This is a genomic window from Lapillicoccus sp. (assembly GCF_025353065.1).
GTDB lineage: Bacteria > Actinomycetota > Actinomycetes > Actinomycetales > Dermatophilaceae > Lapillicoccus.
Genome location: NZ_JANXRJ010000317.1, coordinates 22,085 through 41,685, shown reverse-complemented (window position 1 = coordinate 41,685; position 19,601 = coordinate 22,085). Strand labels below are relative to the sequence as shown.

General features: G+C 71.5%; 18 protein-coding genes and 1 pseudogene. 15 read left to right on the top strand and 4 right to left on the bottom strand.

The window, feature by feature from the left end; all coding sequences use genetic code 11:
* Window positions 1-173 precede the first annotated feature (173 nt).
* From Q0R63_RS22840 to Q0R63_RS22830, 3 genes are read left to right on the top strand one after another with little or no spacing between them, the layout of a single operon-like run.
* Window positions 174-1,763: an acyl-CoA synthetase gene (locus tag Q0R63_RS22840; RefSeq protein WP_295702400.1), complete on the top strand. Its 1,590-nt coding sequence runs from the start codon at window positions 174-176 to the stop codon at window positions 1,761-1,763.
* On the top strand, window positions 1,760-2,797 hold the full coding sequence (locus Q0R63_RS22835; RefSeq protein WP_295702399.1) for a TIGR03617 family F420-dependent LLM class oxidoreductase: 1,038 nt from the start codon (window positions 1,760-1,762) through the stop codon (window positions 2,795-2,797). Before Q0R63_RS22840 ends, Q0R63_RS22835 begins: the two co-directional genes overlap by 4 nt.
* Window positions 2,794-4,401 carry a long-chain-fatty-acid--CoA ligase gene (locus Q0R63_RS22830; protein WP_295702398.1) on the top strand — a complete coding sequence of 536 codons (1,608 nt, stop codon included), beginning with the start codon at window positions 2,794-2,796 and terminating at the stop codon, window positions 4,399-4,401. Before Q0R63_RS22835 ends, Q0R63_RS22830 begins: the two co-directional genes overlap by 4 nt.
* Here Q0R63_RS22830 and Q0R63_RS22825 read toward each other — a convergent pair.
* The 3 genes from Q0R63_RS22825 to Q0R63_RS22815 all read right to left on the bottom strand — a co-directional run bounded on the left by Q0R63_RS22825 (window position 4,389) and on the right by Q0R63_RS22815 (window position 7,532).
* The gene (locus tag Q0R63_RS22825; protein WP_295702397.1) at window positions 4,389-5,396 is read right to left on the bottom strand and encodes an MBL fold metallo-hydrolase; all 1,008 of its coding nucleotides are present in this window, start codon (window positions 5,394-5,396) and stop codon (window positions 4,389-4,391) included. The two genes, Q0R63_RS22830 and Q0R63_RS22825, sit on opposite strands and share 13 nt — an antisense overlap.
* Window positions 5,397-5,703: 307 nt before the next feature.
* Window positions 5,704-6,312: a DinB family protein gene (locus Q0R63_RS22820; protein ID WP_295702396.1), complete on the bottom strand. Its 609-nt coding sequence runs from the start codon at window positions 6,310-6,312 to the stop codon at window positions 5,704-5,706.
* A gap of 329 nt (window positions 6,313-6,641) precedes the next feature.
* Entirely contained in the window at window positions 6,642-7,532 is an 891-nt protein-coding gene (locus Q0R63_RS22815) for an SDR family oxidoreductase (protein WP_295702395.1), read from the bottom strand.
* Between the two features lie 84 nt (window positions 7,533-7,616).
* Between Q0R63_RS22815 and Q0R63_RS22810 the strand changes: the two genes are divergently transcribed.
* Together Q0R63_RS22810 and Q0R63_RS22805 are read left to right on the top strand one after the other, a co-directional pair.
* A complete protein-coding gene (locus Q0R63_RS22810) occupies window positions 7,617-8,195 on the top strand; it encodes a TetR/AcrR family transcriptional regulator (RefSeq protein WP_295702394.1) in 579 nt (192 codons plus the stop codon).
* A 235-nt stretch (window positions 8,196-8,430) separates the two neighbouring features.
* A complete protein-coding gene (locus tag Q0R63_RS22805; RefSeq protein WP_295702393.1) occupies window positions 8,431-9,147 on the top strand; it encodes a VOC family protein in 717 nt (238 codons plus the stop codon).
* A 36-nt stretch (window positions 9,148-9,183) separates the two neighbouring features.
* Here Q0R63_RS22805 and Q0R63_RS22800 read toward each other — a convergent pair whose 3' ends face one another.
* Window positions 9,184-10,554: a ferredoxin reductase family protein gene (locus tag Q0R63_RS22800; RefSeq protein ID WP_295702392.1), complete on the bottom strand. Its 1,371-nt coding sequence runs from the start codon at window positions 10,552-10,554 to the stop codon at window positions 9,184-9,186.
* A gap of 38 nt (window positions 10,555-10,592) precedes the next feature.
* On the opposite strand from Q0R63_RS22800, the gene Q0R63_RS22795 reads away from it, so the two are divergent.
* The 10 genes and pseudogenes from Q0R63_RS22795 (at window position 10,593) to Q0R63_RS22750 (ending at window position 19,590) form a co-directional block, all read left to right on the top strand.
* Complete coding sequence (locus tag Q0R63_RS22795) at window positions 10,593-10,991, top strand: nuclear transport factor 2 family protein (protein WP_295702391.1); 399 nt, start codon at window positions 10,593-10,595, stop codon at window positions 10,989-10,991.
* A 10-nt stretch (window positions 10,992-11,001) separates the two neighbouring features.
* The gene (locus Q0R63_RS22790) at window positions 11,002-11,922 is read left to right on the top strand and encodes an aminoglycoside phosphotransferase family protein (protein ID WP_295702390.1); all 921 of its coding nucleotides are present in this window, start codon (window positions 11,002-11,004) and stop codon (window positions 11,920-11,922) included.
* A 117-nt stretch (window positions 11,923-12,039) separates the two neighbouring features.
* Window positions 12,040-12,381, top strand: coding sequence for a metalloregulator ArsR/SmtB family transcription factor (locus Q0R63_RS22785; RefSeq protein ID WP_295702389.1), 342 nt, complete (start codon window positions 12,040-12,042; stop codon window positions 12,379-12,381).
* Between the two features lie 20 nt (window positions 12,382-12,401).
* The gene (locus Q0R63_RS22780; RefSeq protein WP_295702388.1) at window positions 12,402-12,596 is read left to right on the top strand and encodes a hypothetical protein; all 195 of its coding nucleotides are present in this window, start codon (window positions 12,402-12,404) and stop codon (window positions 12,594-12,596) included.
* 18 nt (window positions 12,597-12,614) lie between these two features.
* Window positions 12,615-12,896: pseudogene (locus tag Q0R63_RS22775) on the top strand (oxidoreductase); the annotation flags it as partial.
* Entirely contained in the window at window positions 12,893-14,944 is a 2,052-nt protein-coding gene (locus Q0R63_RS22770) for a proton-conducting transporter membrane subunit (protein WP_295702387.1), read from the top strand. The pseudogene Q0R63_RS22775 and the gene Q0R63_RS22770, both read left to right, overlap by 4 nt.
* Window positions 14,941-15,891 carry an NADH-quinone oxidoreductase subunit H gene (locus Q0R63_RS22765; RefSeq protein WP_295702386.1) on the top strand — a complete coding sequence of 317 codons (951 nt, stop codon included), beginning with the start codon at window positions 14,941-14,943 and terminating at the stop codon, window positions 15,889-15,891. Before Q0R63_RS22770 ends, Q0R63_RS22765 begins: the two co-directional genes overlap by 4 nt.
* 11 nt (window positions 15,892-15,902) lie before the next feature.
* Window positions 15,903-16,562: a hypothetical protein gene (locus Q0R63_RS22760; RefSeq protein WP_295702385.1), complete on the top strand. Its 660-nt coding sequence runs from the start codon at window positions 15,903-15,905 to the stop codon at window positions 16,560-16,562.
* Window positions 16,562-18,061 carry a proton-conducting transporter membrane subunit gene (locus Q0R63_RS22755; protein ID WP_295702384.1) on the top strand — a complete coding sequence of 500 codons (1,500 nt, stop codon included), beginning with the start codon at window positions 16,562-16,564 and terminating at the stop codon, window positions 18,059-18,061. Before Q0R63_RS22760 ends, Q0R63_RS22755 begins: the two co-directional genes overlap by 1 nt.
* Window positions 18,058-19,590, top strand: a complete 1,533-nt coding sequence (locus tag Q0R63_RS22750; RefSeq protein WP_295702383.1) for an NADH-quinone oxidoreductase subunit C — start codon at window positions 18,058-18,060, stop codon at window positions 19,588-19,590. The genes Q0R63_RS22755 and Q0R63_RS22750 overlap by 4 nt, the downstream gene beginning before the upstream one ends.
* Window positions 19,591-19,601: the final 11 nt, after the last annotated feature.

Below are 19,601 nucleotides of genomic sequence, written 5' to 3'. Positions count from 1 at the left end.
TCCGGGTTGAGGTGAGAACGCGCTCTCGAGAGCGCCTTCTCACCTCAACCCGGGTATCTGCTGGCGCCTAGTGAATCGTGAGTCACTAGGTCCTTGACAGGGGTCACCGCCCTGATCCACGCTGACGCGGACCGGTCTCGATGTCGTGGCCGGACCGCCGACAAGGAGGTCAGGTGTATCCAGGCACCCATGTCTCTACCCATCCCGACAAGCTCGCGGTCGTGATGGCCGACACGGGTCAGGGGGTGACGTATCGGCAGCTGGAGGACCGGTCCGTCCGGCTCGACCACGTGCTGTTCGACCACGGCCTGCGGGTCGGCGACTCGTTCGCGCTGCTCTCGGAGAACAGCCCGGTCTACTACGACTGCTACTGGGCGGCGCTCCGCAGCGGCCGCTACATCACGGCCATCAACTACCACCTCTCGGTGGACGAGATGGTGTACATCATGCAGGACTGCGGCGCAACGGTGTTCGTCGCCTCAGCGACGCTCGCCGACAAGGCGGCCGAGATCGTGGCCCGCGTCCCCGGCATCACGCTACGACTCGCGGTCGGCGGTGCGATCACCGGCTTCGCCGACTACGAGGCGGCCCTTGCCGCGGCCTCCGACGTGCCCTTCGAGACCCAGCCGGCCGGCCTCGACATGCAGTACTCGTCCGGGACCACCGGCGTCCCCAAGGGCGTCCGGGGCGCGTTGCCGGCCCGGCAGGTCACCGAGCCCGGCGACCTGATGATCGCGGTCTTCGCCCCGATGTACGGGTTCGACGAGGACACCGTCTACCTCAGTCCTGCGCCGCTCTACCACGCCGCCCCGCTGCGCTTCGGTGGTCTCATCCACGCCATGGGCGGCACCGACGTCGTGATGTCGCGGTTCGACCCGGTAGCAGCTCTGGGCTACATCGAGCAGTACCGCGCGACCCACAGCCAGTGGGTGCCGACGATGTTCGTCCGGATGCTCAAGCTGACCGAGGAGGAGCGCTCAACCCACGACCTGAGCAGCCTCAAGGTCGCGGTGCATGCCGCCGCCCCCTGTCCCGTCGACGTCAAGCAGCAGATGATCGACTGGTGGGGGCCGATCCTCCACGAGTACTACGCCGCGACCGAGGCCGCGGGGATCACCCTGATCCGGCCCGAGGACTGGCTGACGCACCAGGGCTCGGTCGGCCGGGCCGGTCTCGGCATCCTCCACGTCTGCGACGAGGGCGACCCCGACCAGGGTGAGCTCCCCGTCTGCGAGACCGGCCTGGTCTACTTCGAGCGCGACGCGATGCCGTTCAGCTACCACAACGACCCGGAGAAGACCCGCAACGCGCAGCACCCCCTCCACGACACCTGGGCGACCACCGGCGACATCGGCCGGGTGGACGAGGACGGCTTCCTCTACCTCACCGACCGGCGCGCCTTCATGATCATCTCGGGCGGGGTGAACATCTACCCGCAGGAGGTCGAGAACGCCCTCACCATGCACCCGGCGGTCTACGACGTCGCGGTCATCGGCATCCCCGATCCCGAGATGGGAGAACAGGTCAAGGCCGTCGTGCAGGTCGCCGACGGGGTCGTGGCGGACGACGCGCTCGCGGCGCAGCTCATCGCCCACGTGAAGGAGAAGATCGCTCACTACAAAGCGCCACGCAGCGTCGACTTCGTGGACTCCCTCCCCCGGAGCGCCAACGGCAAGATGGTCAAGGGCAAGCTGCGCGAGCACTACGCCCACGCCGCCGCGGTCGCCTCTGCCGGGACCGCATCCGCCGGGACCGCGTCGTGAGCGTGACCACCGTCCTCGTCGACAGCACCGGTGACCCCAGCGCCTCACCCGCTGACCTCGCGGCCACCTCCCGCGCGGCCGAGGAGGCAGGCTACGACGGCTTCTTCGTGCCGGAGACCCAGCACGACCCGTTCATAACGCTCGCTCTCGCGGCCCGGGCGACCGAGCGCGTGACCCTGCTCAGCGGGATCGTCGTCGCCTTCGCGCGCTCCCCCATGACGACAGCGATATCGGCGAACGACGTGCAGGAGCTGTCAGGGGGCCGCTTCGTCCTCGGGCTCGGCTCGCAGGTCAAGCCCCACATCGAGCGCCGCTTCGCGATGCCCTGGAGCAGTCCCGCCGCCCGGATGCAGGACTACGTCCGAGCCGTGCGCACGATCTGGACGGCCTGGGAGACCGGCGAGCCATTGCGGCACGAGGGGCCGTTCTACCAACACACCCTGATGACACCGATGTTCAGCCCGGGGCCCAACCCGCACGGGAACCCGCCGATCCACCTCGCGGCCGTCGGCGGGCTGATGACCGAGACGGCCGGTCGGGTCGCCGACGGGCTCATCGCCCACCCGCTGACGACGCCCGACTACCTGCGCGAGGTCACCGTCCCGGCACTGGAGAAGGGGCGGGCCGAGAGCGAGCTCGCCCTCCCGCCGGTGGTCAGCCTCCCGGCCTTCGTCGCCCTCGGCGAGAGCCGGGCCCAGCTCGATGCCGCCCTGACCGGCGTCCGCAAGCAGCTGGCCTTCTACGGCTCCACCCCGGCATACAGGGTGGTCCTGGAGCACCACGGCTGGCACGCGCTGCACGAGCGGCTCCACGCCATGTCGCGCCGCGGGGAGTGGACCTCGATGGCCGACGAGATCGACGACGACGTGGTGGCGGCGTTCGCCGTCGTGGGCACGCCGGAGGAGGCCGCGCGCGACCTGCGGAGCCGGTTCAGCGGGCTCGTCGACCGGCTCTCATTCAGCATGCCGTATGCCGTGGACCCCTCTCTCACAGCTCGGCTCGCCCGGTTGCTACAGGCCGGAAGCGCGTCGTGACCACGCCCGAGCTCGCCTTCAACCTCATCCACCGCGTCAACGTCGGCGACAGCCTGACCCGCACCGCGGCACGCACCCCGGAGACGGTCGCCCTGGTCGACAGCAGCCGCTCGCTCACCTACGCCGAGTTCAACCGCTGGGTCAACCGGCTGGCAAACGCGTTGCTGCACAGGGGATTTGCCGCCGGTGACGCCCTCGGTCTGGCCTCCGGGAACAGCGTCGAGTTCCTGGTGACCTACTACGCCTGCGCCAAGATCGGCGCGGTCTGCGTGCCCATCAACCTCGGGTGGCGGGTCGAGGAGGTCGCCTACGTCCTCGAGCACTCCGGCGCCCGCGGGCTGGTCGTCAGCGAAGCCCTCGCCGAGCGGATGGTGTCGGCGGTGACGACGCTGCCCTCCGTTGCCGAGGTGATCGTGGTCGGCGACCCGACCGGGGCCCGCGCGCTCCTCGGGACCCTCCCTGTCACTGCCTTCGCCGACGTCCTCGCGGCCGGCTCCGACGCCGAGCCGGAGGTGGTGGTCGACGACCGGGCAGCTCTCACCTACCTCTACACCAGCGGCACCACGTCGTTCCCCAAGGGCGTCATCGGCAACCACACGGCGATCCACGTCGAGTCGCTGATGATGGCGCTGGAGGGGCGGTTCGCCGCGGACGACCGCTTCGTCGCGATGATGCCGATGTTCCACACGGCCCAGCTCAACTGTCACTGCACGCCGGCCGTCGTCGTGGGCGCGACCATCCACATCGAGCCCGGCTTCGACCCGGCCCGCCTCCTGCACCTCATCGAGGCCGAGGGGATCACGCAGATCTTCGGGATCCCGATGATGTATCGCGCCCTGCTCGACCACCCCGACCGCCCGTCGACCGACCTGTCGACGCTGCGGCGGGCCCTCTACGCGATGGCGCCGATGCCGGAGGCCACGCTGCGCGAGTGCCTCGAGGTGTTCGGCTGCGGCTTCTACCTCCTCTTCGGGCAGACCGAGATGAGCCCGACGACGACGATCTTCCGGCCCGAGCACCAGCTCTCCCACAACGGCGCTGCCGGCACCCCGACGGCCAACGTGCACGTCGCGATCATGGCCGACGACGGCGCGATGCTGCCCCAGGGCGAGACCGGCGAGATCGTCTACCGCGGGCCCCAGACCATGACGGCATACCTCAAGGACGAGAAGGCGACCGACGAGGCCTTCCGGCACGGCTGGTTCCACTCCGGCGACCTCGGGCACTTCGACACCGACGGCCTGCTGTGGTTCACCGACCGCTCCAAGGACGTGATCAAGACCGGCGGCGAGAACGTCGCCTCGATCGAGGTCGAGAAGGCGGTGTATGCCGCGTGCCCGCAGGTCGCGGAGGTCGCCGTCGTCGGCCTCCCGCACGCCCGCTGGAGCGAGGCGGTCACCGCGGTCGTCGTCGCGAAACCGGGCGAGCAGATCGACGAGGTGGCCGTGATCACCGCGGTCAAGGGCGTGCTCGACTCCTACAAGGCACCGAAGTCGGTCATCGTCGTGACCGAGCTGCCGCGCACCTCGACGGGCAAGATCCAGAAGAACCTGGTGCGGGACACCTTCCGGGACCACTACACCCCGTCCCCTCACACCGCATAGACCCACGGGTCGCCGGCCTGCTCGGTCCGGGTCACGCGGCCCTGGGCGCGCAGGACGTCGAGGTGGGCCACGGTCTCCATCACGGCGAGCATCTGGTTCAAGGCGTCCATCTCGTCGAGGTGCCGGCTGCGGCTCGTCCAGCGGAGGTGCCGCGCCACCTCGTATGCCGTGGCCGCACCACCCGTCAGCGCGGCGGCCGTGTCGGTCAGCCGCGTCTCGTGGTGGGCGATGAGCTGCGTCGCGCGTTCGTGGATGCTCCCGCCCGCCGGGCCGTGGGCCGGCAGCATGATCCGGTCGGGCTCGGAGACGACGCGGGCGAGGCTCGAGAGGAAGTCGGCCAGCGGGCTGACCGCGGGCACGGCCTGGAGCCCGACGGACGGCGTGATGTGCGGCAGCACGTGGTCGCCGGAGAACATCAGGCCAGCGTCGTCGTCGACGAACACGACGTGGCCCGAGGTGTGCCCGGGTGTCGCGACGACACGCAGGGTGCGGCCGCTCGCATCGAGGCGGTCCGCGTCGGCGAGCCATGCGTCAGGGGGTTCGTAGTCATGTCGGTCGACGCCTTCGTGCTTGACGGCTCGGACCATGTCGAGCACCGACTGCGCTCCGGCGTCGGCGAGCGACTTCAGCTGTGACTGGAAGGCGACCGGTCGGACGGCATACGCCGCGTCCATGTTGTCGCGCTCCCCCTCGCCGAGGCTGATCGTCATCCCGACCCGACGCCGCAGCTCGACGGCCAGCGTGTAGTGGTCGCGGTGGTGGTGCGTGACGAGGCACTGGGCGAAGTCGCCGGCCGAGAGGTCGAGGGTGGCGAGGGCCTCGTCGAGAGCCACGACCGCCGGCTCGATCTTCCACCCGCCGTCGATCAGGGTGTTGCTCCCAGTGCCCAGCACGGCATACACGTTGACGGCGCGCAGGCCGTCGGTCGGCATCGGCAGGGGGATGCGGTGCACCCCGGGGGCAACCTCCTCGATGCCGGGGGTGGTCCAGTCCATGGGTGTCCTCCTCGTCGGTCCGGCCCATCCTGTCTCATGGCGACGACCCGGCGCGTAGCGACGACCGTTGGTCCGCCCCGCGCGGCCCCCGACCGTTCAGCGGGTCCGGCGCCGTCGACCAACGGTCGTCGTTGCGTCGCTTGGCCGGGATCATCGACCTCAGGCGGAGCGGGCCTCGACCGCGTCGAGGTCGCGGAGGGCGTAGCGCAGGGGCTCCCACTCCTCCTGCAGGATCGTGTGGAGGCAGGAGCGGACGGTTCTCCTGGTGGTCCGGGGCCCACGGGTGGGGGCGCGTCGCGTCGAGCTGCTAGGGAGTCACGGTGGCGAGGAAGTCGCGCACCATGGCGACCCGACCGGGGCGGACCTCCAGCACCTCGGCATACGAGGGGGTGTCCGCCGAGAAGACGGCCAGGTCGTAGCCGTCGGTCTCGTACTCGGCGTTCGGCTGGCCGAGGGGGTGGTAGGGCTGCGCGATCTCACGAATGGCCCGCCCCAGCCAGGTGTCGGTGGCCATGACCAGGTGCCGCAGCGTCTGCGCGAACGACCACTCGCCGTCGACGGAGACGTCGACCGAGCCCGGCGGCATACCCTCGACGCGTTCGAGCGTGGCGGCCCAGCTGCGCTCGAGGGCGGCCCAGGCGGCGCGCAAACCGTCCGGATCCTCGGCGTGCCGCTCGGCGCGGCCGGGGAATCGGCGGTTGAGCTCCGCCTCGACCAGGGGGATGACGTCGACGCCGTTGATGCGCAGGAAGCTCGCGCCGTCGAACAGCCACGGCGCGTCGATATCCGCCTCCTGCACGTCGACCGCCCGCATCACCACGCCGGACAGGTCGGTCCTGACGAACCGGGCGCCCCGCAGGTTGGCGTCGACGAACTCCGCCCCCTGCAGGTCGTCGGATCCGGTGAAGGTGGTCACGTCTCCTCCTCGTCGAGCGCCGTATGCCGCGGCCACAGGCTAGCCCGCCGTCCCTTTATCGGGTGACCCGATAAAGGGACGGTCCACTGGAGAACGGTTGTCGAGTGAAGCGCGCCCTTCTCGAGGGCCGAATCCTGGGCATCGACAAGGGGACGCTCCGCTCGAGAACGGTTCTCCAGGTCAGCGCCCCTGTATCGGGTCACCCGATAAAGGGGCGGTCCGCGCGTGAACCGCTCTCCAGCGAAACCATCCTGTCTGGGGCCATTCTGAGTCGGGCCACCTGAGTCGGGCCATCCGGAGTCGGGCCCTCCTGTCGCGGGGCCGCTCCGTCAGGTCTGGATGTTCTTCAGGTCCGCCAACAGGCTCTGGTGCGTCGGCGTCCAGCCGAGCGCCACCCGGGTGACGGTGCTGGACGAGGGCTGGTCCATCGCGAAGATCGCGCCGAGCGGGCCGAAGGCCGTCTCGGGCACGGACTCGACGGGCAGGCCCAGCCGTTCGCCGATGACTGCGGCGATGTCGCGCACCGCGTCGCCCTCGTCGGCCACGGCGTGCCAGGAGCTGCCGGCCGGCGCCTGCTCCAGCGCCAGCCGGAAGAGGACGGCGGCGTCGAGTGCGTGCACGGCCGGCCAGCGCTGGGCGCCGTCGCCCGGGAAGCCGGAGACCCCGGTGCGGCGGGCGATGCCGGTCAGCAGCCCGGCGAAGCCCCCGTTGCCCTCGTTGCCCTCGTTGTGGACCGTGCGGGGCATCCGCACGGCCGTGCTGCGGACCCCGCGCGAGGCCAGACCCAGCAGCGCCATGACCGTCCGGCCGCGGCCGCCCACCGGCCCGTCGAGCGGCAGCGGGTCGGCCTCGGTGGAGGCGCGGCCCGCGATCCAGGGCGTCCCGGAGACCGTGACCAGGGGGCGGTCCGTGCCGATGAACGCCTCGCCCAGGGTCGTGAGCGCGGCGGTCTCCTCCGCGACCGCCCGAGCCACGGCCTCGGCGCTGCTGAAGTCGTTGCTGAAGGCCAGGTGGATGACCCCGTCGGCCCGGGCTGCGCCGGCGCGCAGGGCGTCGAGGTCGGCCAGGCCGCCGCGGAGGGCCTCGGCGCCGGCCGCCTCGACGGCCAGCGCGGAGGCGTCGGAGCGGGCGAGGGCCAGGACGGTGTGGTCGTGGGCGAGCAGCTCGGCGACGACGGCGGAGCCGATCAGGCCGGTGCCACCGGTGATGAGCACGTGCATGGGATTCCTCCGAGTGATGGGACTTGTGTCCCATGACCGTAGCAGAGTGATGGGATAGAAGTCCCATCACCTAGGATGTCCCTCATGGGTCGATGGGAACCGGGTGCGCGCGAGCGGCTCGTCATGGCTGCCGTCGACCTGTTCACCGAGCAGGGCTACGACTCGACGACGGTGGCGCAGATCGCCGAGCGCGCCGGGGTCACCAAGAGCACCTTCTTCCGCCACTTCACCGACAAGCGAGAGCTCCTCGTCGCCGGCCAGGAGACGCTGAGCCAGCTCCTCGCCGAGGGCATCACCGAGGCCCCCGCTGACGCCACCCCGCTCGAGGCGGTCGCCGCCGGCCTCGAACGGGCGTCCGACGCGATGGGCCCGATGAACCGCGACCTGGGCCCCCGCCTCAAGGCCGCCGTCGCCGCTAGCACCGAGCTGCAGGAACGGGATGCCCTCAAAAGCGTCGGCCTCGCCGCTGCCATGACGAGCGCCCTCGTCGCCCGCGGGGTCCCCGACCCCACCGCACAGCTGGCGGCCGAGCTGGGGGTGCTGGCCTTCAAGCGCGGCTACGCCGAGTGGGCCGAGGGCGAGCGCGACGCCGACGACGGGCTGGCTCCCTTCACCCTGGCCGCCCTGGCCGAGCTCCGGGCGGCGAGCGCGTCGCTGGGCTGACCACCGCGACGACCCGAGTCCGGACGCTGGGGACACAGGACCGGCCGGTGCCCGGTATGCCGCCCCGACCGCGTCACATACCGGACTCGTGCCGGTTGACAGTCCCCACCGCGCCGCCGCGCGCTTGCCGTTCCTCGAGCTCAATCCCTTTGCGCTGACTGCGGGGACGGCCTAGCGTCGCCCTCACCGGCCGGCCGGACCCGCCGTGCCGCCCGTCGATCGGAGGCCCGCCACGATGACGTCACGGCTCGTCGCGCTCTGCATCGATGCGAAAGACCCGGCACGCCTCGCGCGGTTCTGGGCCGGCGTCCTCGACCGGGAGATGACCGACGAGGGCGACGGGCCGGGGATCCTTTCCCCCGACGACACCGGTTCTCGCATCCGGTTCCTCCCCACGGACGCGCCGAAGACCGACGCGAACCAGATGCACGTCGACCTGACGAGCGTCTCCCTCGAGGACCAGCAGCGGACCGTGGTCCGCTTACTCGACCTGGGCGGCCGACACCTCGACATCGGCCAGGGCCCGGATGCGGCGCACGTCGTCCTCGCCGACCCCGAGGGCAACGAGTTCTGCGTCATCGAGCCCGGCAACCGCTTCCTCGCCGGCTGCGGGTCCGTCGGGGCGCTGTCGTCGGACGGCTCGCAGGAGGTCGGCTACTTCTGGAGCGCAGCCCTGGGGTGGCCGCTGGTCTGGGACCAGGACGGTGAGACGGCGATCCAGTCGCCACCGGGCGGTTCGAAGATCACCTGGGGTGGTCCGCCGGTGCGGCCGAGGTCCGGCCGGAACCGGCTCCGCTTCGATCTCGCCCCGATCGAGGGTGGTGACCTTCAGCAGGAGGTCGACCGCCTCATCGGACTCGGGGCAACCCGTATCGGCGACTCGTCCGGTGAGGGCCGTCTCACGATGGCCGACCCCGACGGCAACGAGTTCGATGTCCTGACGACGTCATAGCGGCACGCCGCGAGGAGCTCGATCCGGCGCCACCGCTCACCAGGAGAAGTCCTCCCGGTGCAGGTCGCGGCGGCGGACCCCACCGGCGCGGGCGGTGCGCGTGACCTCGGCGGACCACGCGGGCGGCCCGCAGAGGTAGACGTCGCGGTCGGCGAGGCCGGGCACGAGCCGCTCCATCGCCTCCGTCTCCTCACCGACCACTCCCTCCGGGAGCCACGACCGCGGCGACCGTCGGGGCCCGGCGAGGACGAGGAGGTCGATGCCGCGTCGCGCCGCGAGCGCCTCCAGCTCGTCGCGGAAGATCGCCTGCCCGGCGTCGCGCACCCGGTAGACGAGCATCGCCTCCCCCGGGGCGAGGTCGGCGTCCTCGAGCAGCGCGCGAAACGGGGTGATGCCGGCCCCGGCCGCAAACATCACCAGGCGCGGGTGCCGTCGATGCGCGAGATCCAGTGAGCCGTATGGCCCCTCGATGATCACCCGTGCACCGACCCGCAGGTCACCGGCACGCGCGCCCTCGTCCCCCTCGTCGGCGATGGTGACGCGCAGCCGCTCACCGGTCGGAGCCGCCGAGATCGAGTAGGGGTGGCCGCGGGTCCAGCCGCGGCGGCCGAGGAAGCGCCAGACGAAGAACTGCCCGGACCGCGTCCCCAGGCCCTGCAGGTCGCGTCCGGTCATCGTCACCGACACCGCGTCCGGCGTCTCACGCTGCAACCCCTCGATCCGTATGCCGTGTCGCAGCGACCGCTGCAGCGGCACGACAACGCGCCACACCAGCACGACGGTGAGGGTCCCGGCATACAGCACCCACCAGTAGACGGCGATCCACCCGACGCGGAAGTCGCCGGTCGCGAGCTGGTGCGGCAGCGCGAGGCCCATCCCGAAGTAGGCGTAGAGGTGGATGAGATGCCATGTCTCGTAACGCATCCAGCGGCGGACGTCGATCATCGAGGTCACGACGACGAGGACGATGAGGACCGTGCCGATCGTCGCGACGAGCATCCACGGGTCGGTGAGGAAGAGCCGCGCCATCGCCGCTCGCATCGCGTCGGGCTCGTGCTGCTCGCGGGCGAGCACGAAGAGCAGGACGTGCAGGAGCATCAGCCAGAACGACCAGTAGCCGAGCTGCCGGTGCCACCGGACGAGCACCTCACGACCCCAGGCCCGCTCGAGCCACGGCAGCCGGGCCATCAACAGGACCTGCAGGATCATCAGGTCGGACGCCCAAAGCCCGGTCGTCAGCGCCTGCGGCTGCTGGAGGTCGAGAGGGTGGATCACCGCGCGCCAGAACGCCTCCCACGACCGGAACCCGATCCACGTCGTGACGACCATCGTCGCGACCGAGAGCGCAGCGAAGACCCACGCCACCGTGGAGTCGGTCCGCAGCCGCACTCGGGCGACGTCAGTCATGCCACCAGCCTGCATCATGGCCTGCCAGAATCGCTCACGTGCCGACACCCGAGACCCAAGCCACGATCGCCGTGCTCGCTGACCGGCTGCAGGACGCCATCGTCGCCGGGGACGTCGAGGCCGCCTCGCGGATCTACGCCGACGACCTCGTCGTGTGGCACAACTACGACCGGGTCGACTGCGACAGGGCGACGAGCCTCGCCGCGATCGCGACGATGGCCACGGCATACCGGCGGCTCACCATCACCGACGTCCGCCGCGACTACCTCGCGGACGGCTACGTGCAGCGGTCGGCCTTCCACGCCACCAACCTCGACGGCGCCACCGACGAGGTCGACGCGATGATGCGCGTCTGGGTCCGCGACGGGCAGGTCACCCGGATCGAGGAGTACACCGACACCTCGGTGACGCCACCGCCGGCGCGCGTGGACGGATGACCCACCCGACGTGATCGAGGACGTGATCGAGAGCGCCGTCGCCGAGGCACGTCGGCGGGGGGAGATGTCGGAGCGGGACGTGTCGGGGTCGGTGGCGCACGTCGAGCGAGCGCTGCCCGTCGTGTGCCGGGACGAGGGCCTGACACCGGACAGCTGGTTCTCCGGCGGAGCCGGGATGCCCACCCTCGCCGTGACCACGGCTGATGGCACCGCAGCCGTCCTCAAGCTCGACCAGCCCGGGCTGCTCGACGTCCAGGCTCAGGTCATGCTCGCTGCGGACGGCCACGGCTACGCCCGCGTCCTCACCTGGAACCCTTCCCTCGGCGCGCTGCTCACCGAGCGGCTCGGTGACACCCTGTGGACCGAGGCCCGCTCTCTCGAGGCCCAGACGGCGGCGATCCTCCCCGTCCTGAGGGAGGCGTGGGACGTCCCGATCGAGGTCGGCAGCCCGTTCGTGGGCAAGGCCGCCGGGCTGCGGACGATCCTCGCCGACCTCGGCCCGCGCTATGGCAGCGGACATCCCTGGGCCCTGGCCCGGGCCGAAGGGTATGCGACCGCGCTCGCGACATCAGAGCAGCCCGAGGTCGTCTGCCACGGCGACCCTCACGCCGGCAACGTGCTCCGCCGCGGCGGGGGTTGGGCCCTGATCGACCCGGACGGCTTCGTCGGGGAGCGCGCCTACGACCTCGGGGTCGTCCTCCGGGATGCCTGCCGTGAGATCGAGGCGGCAGAGGCCACCACGGCGGGCTCGGGCGCCGCGCTGCTCGATGCGGCGTGCCACCGACTGGGGCCGCTGGCCGGGGTCGATCCCGGCCGCGTCTGGCGCTGGGCCTACGTCGAGCGCGTCACGACCGGCCTCTACCTCTGCTGGCACGGTTACCCGGAGGAGGCGGCGAGCTTTCTCGCGACGGCTGACCTCCTGCTGCGCTGAGTGACGCGTCGACCGGCGTGTGCCTGATCCTCCTGACATGCAGACATTTACATATTCACACGTTACGCTTTCCGCAGGTGAGCGCCCGGCTCCCTGAGACCGCAGGAGGTCGACGCTGTGCCCGTCCCCCTTCACGAGGCCAAGGCGGAGCTCTTCCGCGCCCTCGGACACCCCGCCCGCATCCGCATCCTCGAGCTGCTCGTCGAGGGCGACCAGGCGGTCCACCAGCTCCTGGCGCGGATGGACATCGAGCAGAGCAACCTCTCCCAGCAGCTGGCCGTCCTGCGACGGCACGGGCTCGTGCGGCAGCAGCGGATCGGCGGCGAGGTCATCTACTCGTTGGTCGTGCCGGGGACGCGTGACCTGCTGCTGGCCGCACGGATGGTCCTCCACGACGTCCTCGTCGACGGCGAGAGCCTGACCGCGCAGCTGCGTCCGCCCGACGAGGCGACGGGTTGAACCCTCTGCGCGTGCTGCGGATGATGCGGAACGCAGGCCGGCTCGCCGAACCCGCCCCGCCCGCCGGGAGCGGCGGCCCGACCCGTCCTGCCGACGGTCCCCACGACCCGGTCTTCCCCGCGGTCCTCCAGGGCAGCGCGCAGGTGCGACACGTGGACGCGGGGTCGTGCAACGGTTGCGAGATCGAGGTCGCGGCGGCGTTCGGACCCGTCTAGGACGTCGAGCGATACGGCGCCCGGCTGGTGGCCTCGCCGCGCCACGCCGACGTCGTCCTGGTCACCGGTGTGGTCACCCACAACATGCAGGAGCCGTTGCGGCGGACGGTCGAGGCGACACCGCGGCCGCGGGTGGTCGTCGCGGTGGGTGACTGCGCCCGCAACTGCGGGGTCTTCGCGGGCGCCTACGGCGTGGCGGGCTCGGTCGGCGATGTCGTCCCGGTCGACCTCGAGATCGCCGGCTGCCCCCCTCCGCCACAGGCCATCGTCGAGGCCCTGCGGCGAGTCACCCGCCGATGAGCCTGCTCGAGGTCGGCCTGGTCGCCCAGCTCGCGCTGGCGCTGCTGGCCGTGACGGCCGCGGTGGCCGCGCCGACCCCGCTGCGGCCGCTGCTGGCGGGTGGCGCCACGCTGTTGATGGGTCTGTCGGGTGTCGCGACCGGAGCGCTCGCCCTGGGCGGGCGTACCGGCATCGTGTCCGCCCCGTTGACCGTCGGCCTCGGCCTGGACGCCCGGATGACTCTGGCGCCGGACCGGCTCGGCGGCCTCTTCATGCTCCTCGCGGGTGCGGTCGGCGCCGTCGCGGCCCTCTACAGCGTCGGCTACGCCCGAGGACCCGCCGGTTCCCGCACCGGGTGCGCGGCCTTCGCCGTGTTCCTGCTCGGCCTGCAGCTGGTGCCGGCGAGCGGCGACGTCGTCGCGTTCCTGCTGACGTGGGAGCTGATGGCGATCGGGTCGACGATCCTCGTCCTCGCCGAGCACGGGCGCCGGGACCAGGTCCGCTCTGCCGGGCTCTGGTATGCCGCCATGACGCACCTGAGCTTCCTGTTCCTGCTCGCCGGTTTCGCCGTCCTGACCGTCGCCGGGCACAGCAGCAGCTTTGCCGCCCTCGCGGCCGGCCGGATCAGCGGCGACCAGGCCGGCCTCGCGTTCGTCCTGCTCACGATCGGTTTCGCGACCAAGGCCGGGCTGGTCCCCGTGCACGTCTGGCTGCCCCGCGCCCACCCCGAGGCACCCAGCCACGTCTCAGCCGTGATGAGCGCGGCGATGGTGAAGATGGGCGTCTACGGCGTCGTCCTCACCGTCACCCGGCTGCTGCCCGGGGGCCCACGCTGGTGGGGACTGGTGGTGCTGGCCCTCGCCCTGCCGTCGGCGCTCTACGGCATCCTGCAGGCCTCGGTCACCAGCGACCTGAAGCGGCTGCTCGCCTACTCCACCACCGAGAACGTCGGCCTCATCCTCAGCGCCGTGGCCATCTCGATGCTGGCCGCCTCCTCCGGCGACTCGGCCGTGGCCGGGGTGGCGATGGTCGCCGCCCTGATGCTCACCGTGAGCCACGCGGCCTTCAAGACGGTCCTCTTCCTCGGGGCGGGTGCCCTGCTCCATGCGACGGCCGAGCGAGACCTGGACCGGCTCGGCGGGTTGGTCCGCAGCATGCCCCGCACGGCCGTCGCCTTCGGTGTCGCGTGCCTCGGTGCGGCGGCGCTTCCCGTCACCTCAGGCTTCGCCGCCGAGTGGGTCCTGATGCAGGCGCGGATCCACGGCGACAGCCGCGACCAGCTCACCAGCGCCTTACTCCCCGCTGCGATTGCCGTCGTCGCCCTGACCGCGGGCCTCGCGCTGCTCACCTTCGTCAAGGCCTTCGGGATCGCGTTCATGGCCCGGCCGCGGTCCCCCGGGGCCACGACCGCCCACGAGGTCAACCGGCCGATGACCGCCGCCGTGCTCATCGGTGCAGCCGCAGTCCTCGCCCTCGGCCTGGCCCCCGGCCTGACGGCGACCGCGGCCGCGACCGCGCTCCGCAGCGCGGGTGTCGTCGGTGCCGTCGGCGCCGCCACGACCACCAGCGCTGCTGCGGCGGTCGGCACCGGCGCCGGCTGGGGCGTCGCCCTGCCGGGGATCGGCGCCCACCTCGACCCGCTGGCGCTGACGCTGCTGGCGCTCGCGGTGACCCTCCCCGTCGTGCTCGTGACGTGGCTCCTGGCCCGGCGTCATCCCCGCCGCGACGTCGACCTCGTCTGGGGTGGCGGTGGCGTGCGCACCAGCCCGCGGATGCCATACACCGCAACGTCATTCGCCGAACCACTGGTCCGCGTGTTCGACGACGCCCTGCAGCCCACCCGCGACCTGCGCGTCACCCACGCCCAGGAGTCGCGCTACCTCGTCCAGGAGGTCAGCTTCCACCAGCATCTCGACGACCGGGTCGAGAAGAGCCTCTATCGTCCGGCGATCGCGATGCTGGACCGCGCCGGAGACCTGGCCCGACTGATGCAGAACGGCAGCATGCACCGTTATCTCGGCTTCTCGTTCGTGGCTCTGCTCGTCGTCCTGGTCGCGGTGGCGTGGTGAGCGCCACCGTGACGACCATGCTGCTGGTCGCGGTCCAGTGCGGCCTCCTGCTGGCTCTGGCGCCGGTCAGGGTTGGGCTCATGCGACAGGTGCGGGCCCGCCTCGAGGGCCGCGCCGGCGCCGGCGTCCTCCAGCCGTGGAGGGACCTGGCCAAGCTGGCTCGCAAGGAGCCGCTGCGCGCGCCCGGGGTGCGCTTCGGTGGCGCCCTCCCGGTGCTGCTGATGGGGGCCAGCCTGCTGCTGGTGGCCCTCCTGCCCCTGCTCCAGACGGCCACCCTGGTCGCCGTCCCCGACGACCTGTTCGTCGTCGTCTCGGTGCTGCTGCTCGGGACCGTCGCCATCGCCCTGCTGGGCCTGGACTCGGGCACCGCGTTCGGTGGGATGGGTGCCAGCCGCCACATGACCGTCGCCGCGCTGGTCGAGCCGACCATCCTCGTGGCCGTCTACGCCCTCTCCATCCCGGTCGGGACCTCCAACCTCTCCGCCATCGTCTCGGCCCGGCTGGACCACCCCGCCACGGTCGTCGCCCCCGTCAGCCTCCTCGCGCTCGTCGCGCTGTTCATCGTCGTCATCGCCGAGACCGGCCGCCTGCCCGTGGACAACCCGTCCACCCACCTCGAGCTGACGATGATCCACGAGGCGATGATCCTCGAGAGCTCCGGCCGCGACCTCGGCTGGGTCGAGTACGCGTCCTGGCTGCGGCTGGGAGCCCTGCTCGCGCTCGTCGCCAACCTCGCCGCACCCTGGGGCGTCGTCCAGCACCTCCACGTGCTGGCCGTGCTGATCGCCATGGTCGCGCTGGTCCTCAAGGTCGCCGTGCTCGGGGCCGCTATCGCCTCCGGTGAGGTGTTCCTGGCCAAGCTGCGCCTGTTCCGGGTGCCGGAGCTGCTCGCCGGATCCTTCGTCCTGGCCTTCCTGGCCGTGACCGCGTCCTACCTGACGGTGTGAGGAGGACGGCGATGACTGACGCCGGGTTCACCCAGGTCCTCGGGTCGTGCGCCGGGGTGCTGATCCTCACCGCGGTGCTGCAGCTGTGGCGGCGATCGCTCAGCGGCTCCGTCACGCTGCTCGCCCTCCAGGGCGCCGCCCTCTCCGCGCTGATCGGCACGATCGGGGTCGCCGCGGCGGACCCGGAGCTGATCGGCGTCGCCGTCCTGGTCCTCGCCATCAAGGCGGTGGCGATCCCGATCGTGCTGGGGCGCACCGCAGCCGCCACCGGCGCACGACGTGAGGACGCCCCGCGGATCAACCCGACCGCGGCGCTGCTGCTGTCGGCCGTCCTGACGACGGTCGCCTACCTCGCCAGCCGGCCGATCCTCGGCGCCGCCCCCGATGCCGCCCAACGAGCGGTGCCCGTCGGGATCGCGGTCGTGCTCATCGGGTTCCTGCTGCTGCTCACCCGACGGCAGGCCATCTCGCAGCTGATCGGCTTCGTCGTGCTCGACAACGGGATCGCGATGATCGCCCTGTTGACCGCGGGTGGGGTGCCGTTGGTCGTCGAGCTCGGGGTCTCGCTCGATGTCCTGCTCGTCGTCCTCATCCTGCGCGTCCTCACCGGCCGGCTCAAGCACGTGTTCGGTGCGACCGACCTCGACGACCTGACGGAGCTGCACGACTGATGGCCGCCGTGATCTGGCTCGCCCTGGGACTGCCCACGCTCCTTGCCACCGCCTCGATGCTCTCCCGCCGACGACGGTGGACCCGGTATGCCGCGATCATCGCGTCCGTCGTCGCTCTCGTCTCCGGCATCGCCCTCGTGGTGCTGACCCGGTCGACGCGGGCCGTGACCTCCACTGCTGCCGTGACCACCACCGCCATGACCACCGCGGGCGGGATCCTGCGGGCGGACTCCCTCTCGGCGTACATGCTGGCTGTCGTCGGCCTGGTGGCCCTGACCGCGACGTGGGCAGGGTTGCCCAGCAAAGACATTGGTGACAGCAGCGACAGCGTCGACCCTGGCGAGGGGACCTACTCGGCGCTGCTCTGCCTGTTCCTCGGGGCCATGACCCTGGCGCGGCTGGCCGACAACCTCGGCGTGATGTGGGTCGCGATCGAGGCCACCACCATCACCACCGCCTTCCTCGTCGGGCAGCACGGCGACCGGCGGGCCCTGGAGGCGGCGTGGAAGTACGTCGTCCTCGGCTCCGTCGGGGTGTCGATCGCCTTCCTCGGGATCGTGCTGATCTATGCGGCGACCACAGCGGGCGGCGCCCCCACCCTGTCGTGGGTGCTGCTCGCGCACCCGGCGCAGCCGCTCGACCCCGACCTCATCCGCGTCGGTGCGGCGCTGGCCGTCCTCGGTTTCGCCACGAAGGCGGGGCTGGCGCCGATGCACAGCTGGCTCCCCGACGCGCACAGCCAGGCCCCGGCCGCCGTGTCGGCCCTGATGTCGGGCGTCTTACTCTCCGTGGCGTTCTACGCGATCCTGCGGATCCGGACCATCAGCGACGCCCTCCTCGGCCCCACGCCCATGCGAGGGATGCTCCTCACCGGCGGGCTGCTGTCCCTGCTCGTGGCGGCCGCGTTGATCCTCACCCAGCCGGACTACAAGCGGATGCTGGCCTACTCCAGCATCGAGCACATGGGCCTGCTCGCCCTCGGCGCGGCCATCGGCGGGCCGTTGGCGATCGGTGCCGTCCTGCTGCACATCCTCGGGCACGGCCTGGCCAAGCCGAGCATCTTCGTCGTCGCCGGACGCATCCTGACCGCCGAGGGCACCAGTCGCATCGACGGCGTCCACGGGCTGCTGGCCCGCCAGCCCCGTCTCGCCGTCCCGTTCCTCACGGCGATGGCCGCGCTGCTGGGGTTCCCGCCGTCCGTGCTGTTCTTCACGGAGGTGGCCATCGTCGTCGCCGGCTTCCAGCAGGGACTCGGCTGGGCCATGGCCGTGGCTCTGACCTTGCTGCTGGTGATCTTCGCGGGCCTGGCGCGGCATACGGTGAACATGACTCTGGGGAAAGCGGATTCGACCGGCTCGGCGCTCCCGTCCGTCCGCCCGTCCGGCGCCATGATCCCGCTCGGCCTCGCTCTCGCCCTGGTGGCGGTCATCGGTTTCCTCGCCGGACCGCTGCGCGACGTCATCGCGCTGGCCGTCGCCACCCTCGGGGGGACCTCGTGACGGCCGACCGTGAGCCGACCGTCCGCGAAGTCACCCGGGACGACCTCGTCGGACGCGCCGACGTCCTGCTCGAAGCGCGTTGGCGTCTGGCACTCGTGGCGGCGCACGAGGACCGGCACGACTTCCGGATCGTCTACACCTTTCTCAGGCCCGGACACCCCCCGTGCGAGCTGTGGCTGCGCGTGCCCCGCGACGACGCCTGGGTGCCCACGCTGGCCGGAATCTCCTACTCGGGCGGACGGTTCGAGCGGGAGGTGCGTGATCTCTACGGCATTCGACCCGAGGGTCACCCCCTGCCCCGCCGGATGGTGCGCCACGGGCACTGGCCGACCGGCTACTACCCGATGCTGCGCGACGCCGACCCCGAGCCCCACTTCGACGCGGACGTCGGCTCCTACCCCTTCATCCAGGTCGGCGGCGACGGGGTCTACGAGATCCCGGTGGGACCGGTCCACGCCGGGCTCATCGAACCCGGGCACTTCCGGTTCTCCGTCGTCGGGGAGACGATCGTGCGGATGAAGGCGCGGCTGTGGTTCCTCCACCGCGGGGTGGAGAAGCTCTTCGAGGGGAAGACGCCGCAGGACGGCATCGCCCTGGCCGAACGCATCAGCGGCGACACCGCCGTCGGCCACGCCCTGGCCTACGCGATGGCCGTGGAACAGGCCCTCGGGATGCAGGTGACGCACGAGGAACGCGCTCGTCGCGCAGTGCTGCTCGAGCTCGAGCGGCTGCACAACCACGTCTCCGACATCGGCGCGATCGTCAACGACGTCGGCTTCGGCATCATCCACGCACACACCCAGGGGCTGCGGGAGCAGCTGTTGCGCCACAACCAGCACGTCACCGGTCACCGGCTCCTCCGGGGTGGGATCACCATCGGCGGCGCACACTTCGTGGGCGACCCCGACCTCGACCTGATCGCCGAGGTCTCCCGCTCGACGGCTGAGCTGGTCGACCTCGCCCTGAGCAACCACGGTGTCCGCGACCGCCTTACCGGGACAGCGATCCTCGACGCCGAGCAGGCATACCTGCTGGGCACGCTCGGCTATGTCGCTCGCGCCTCAACGCTCCCGATCGATGCCCGCCTCGACCATCCCTTCGTCGACCTGCCGTGCGCCTTCGTGCCGGCGACCCAGGCGAACGGGGACGTGCTGGCGAGGTTCCTGGTCCGCGCGGAGGAGGTGGCGACGTCCGCCACCCTGATCGCCTCCTGGGCCGATGCGGCCACCCGCACCTCCCGTCTTGCCGACATGCCGGTCGACGCGGCGGTGCCCAGCGCCGTTGCCATCTCGGGAGGTGGGGACAGCGCGCCGGACCGATTCGGGCTCGGTGTCGTCGAGGCCTGGCGCGGGACGCTGGTCCACCGGGTGGAGCTCGCCCCCGACGGCACCCTCAGCCGGGTCAAGGTCGTCGACCCGTCCTACGTCAACTGGCCCGCCGTCCCGGTCGCACTGGCGGACACGATCGTGCCCGACTTCCCGCTGGCCAACAAAAGCTTCAACCAGTCGTATGCCGGCAACGACCTCTGACCCCGGAGGCG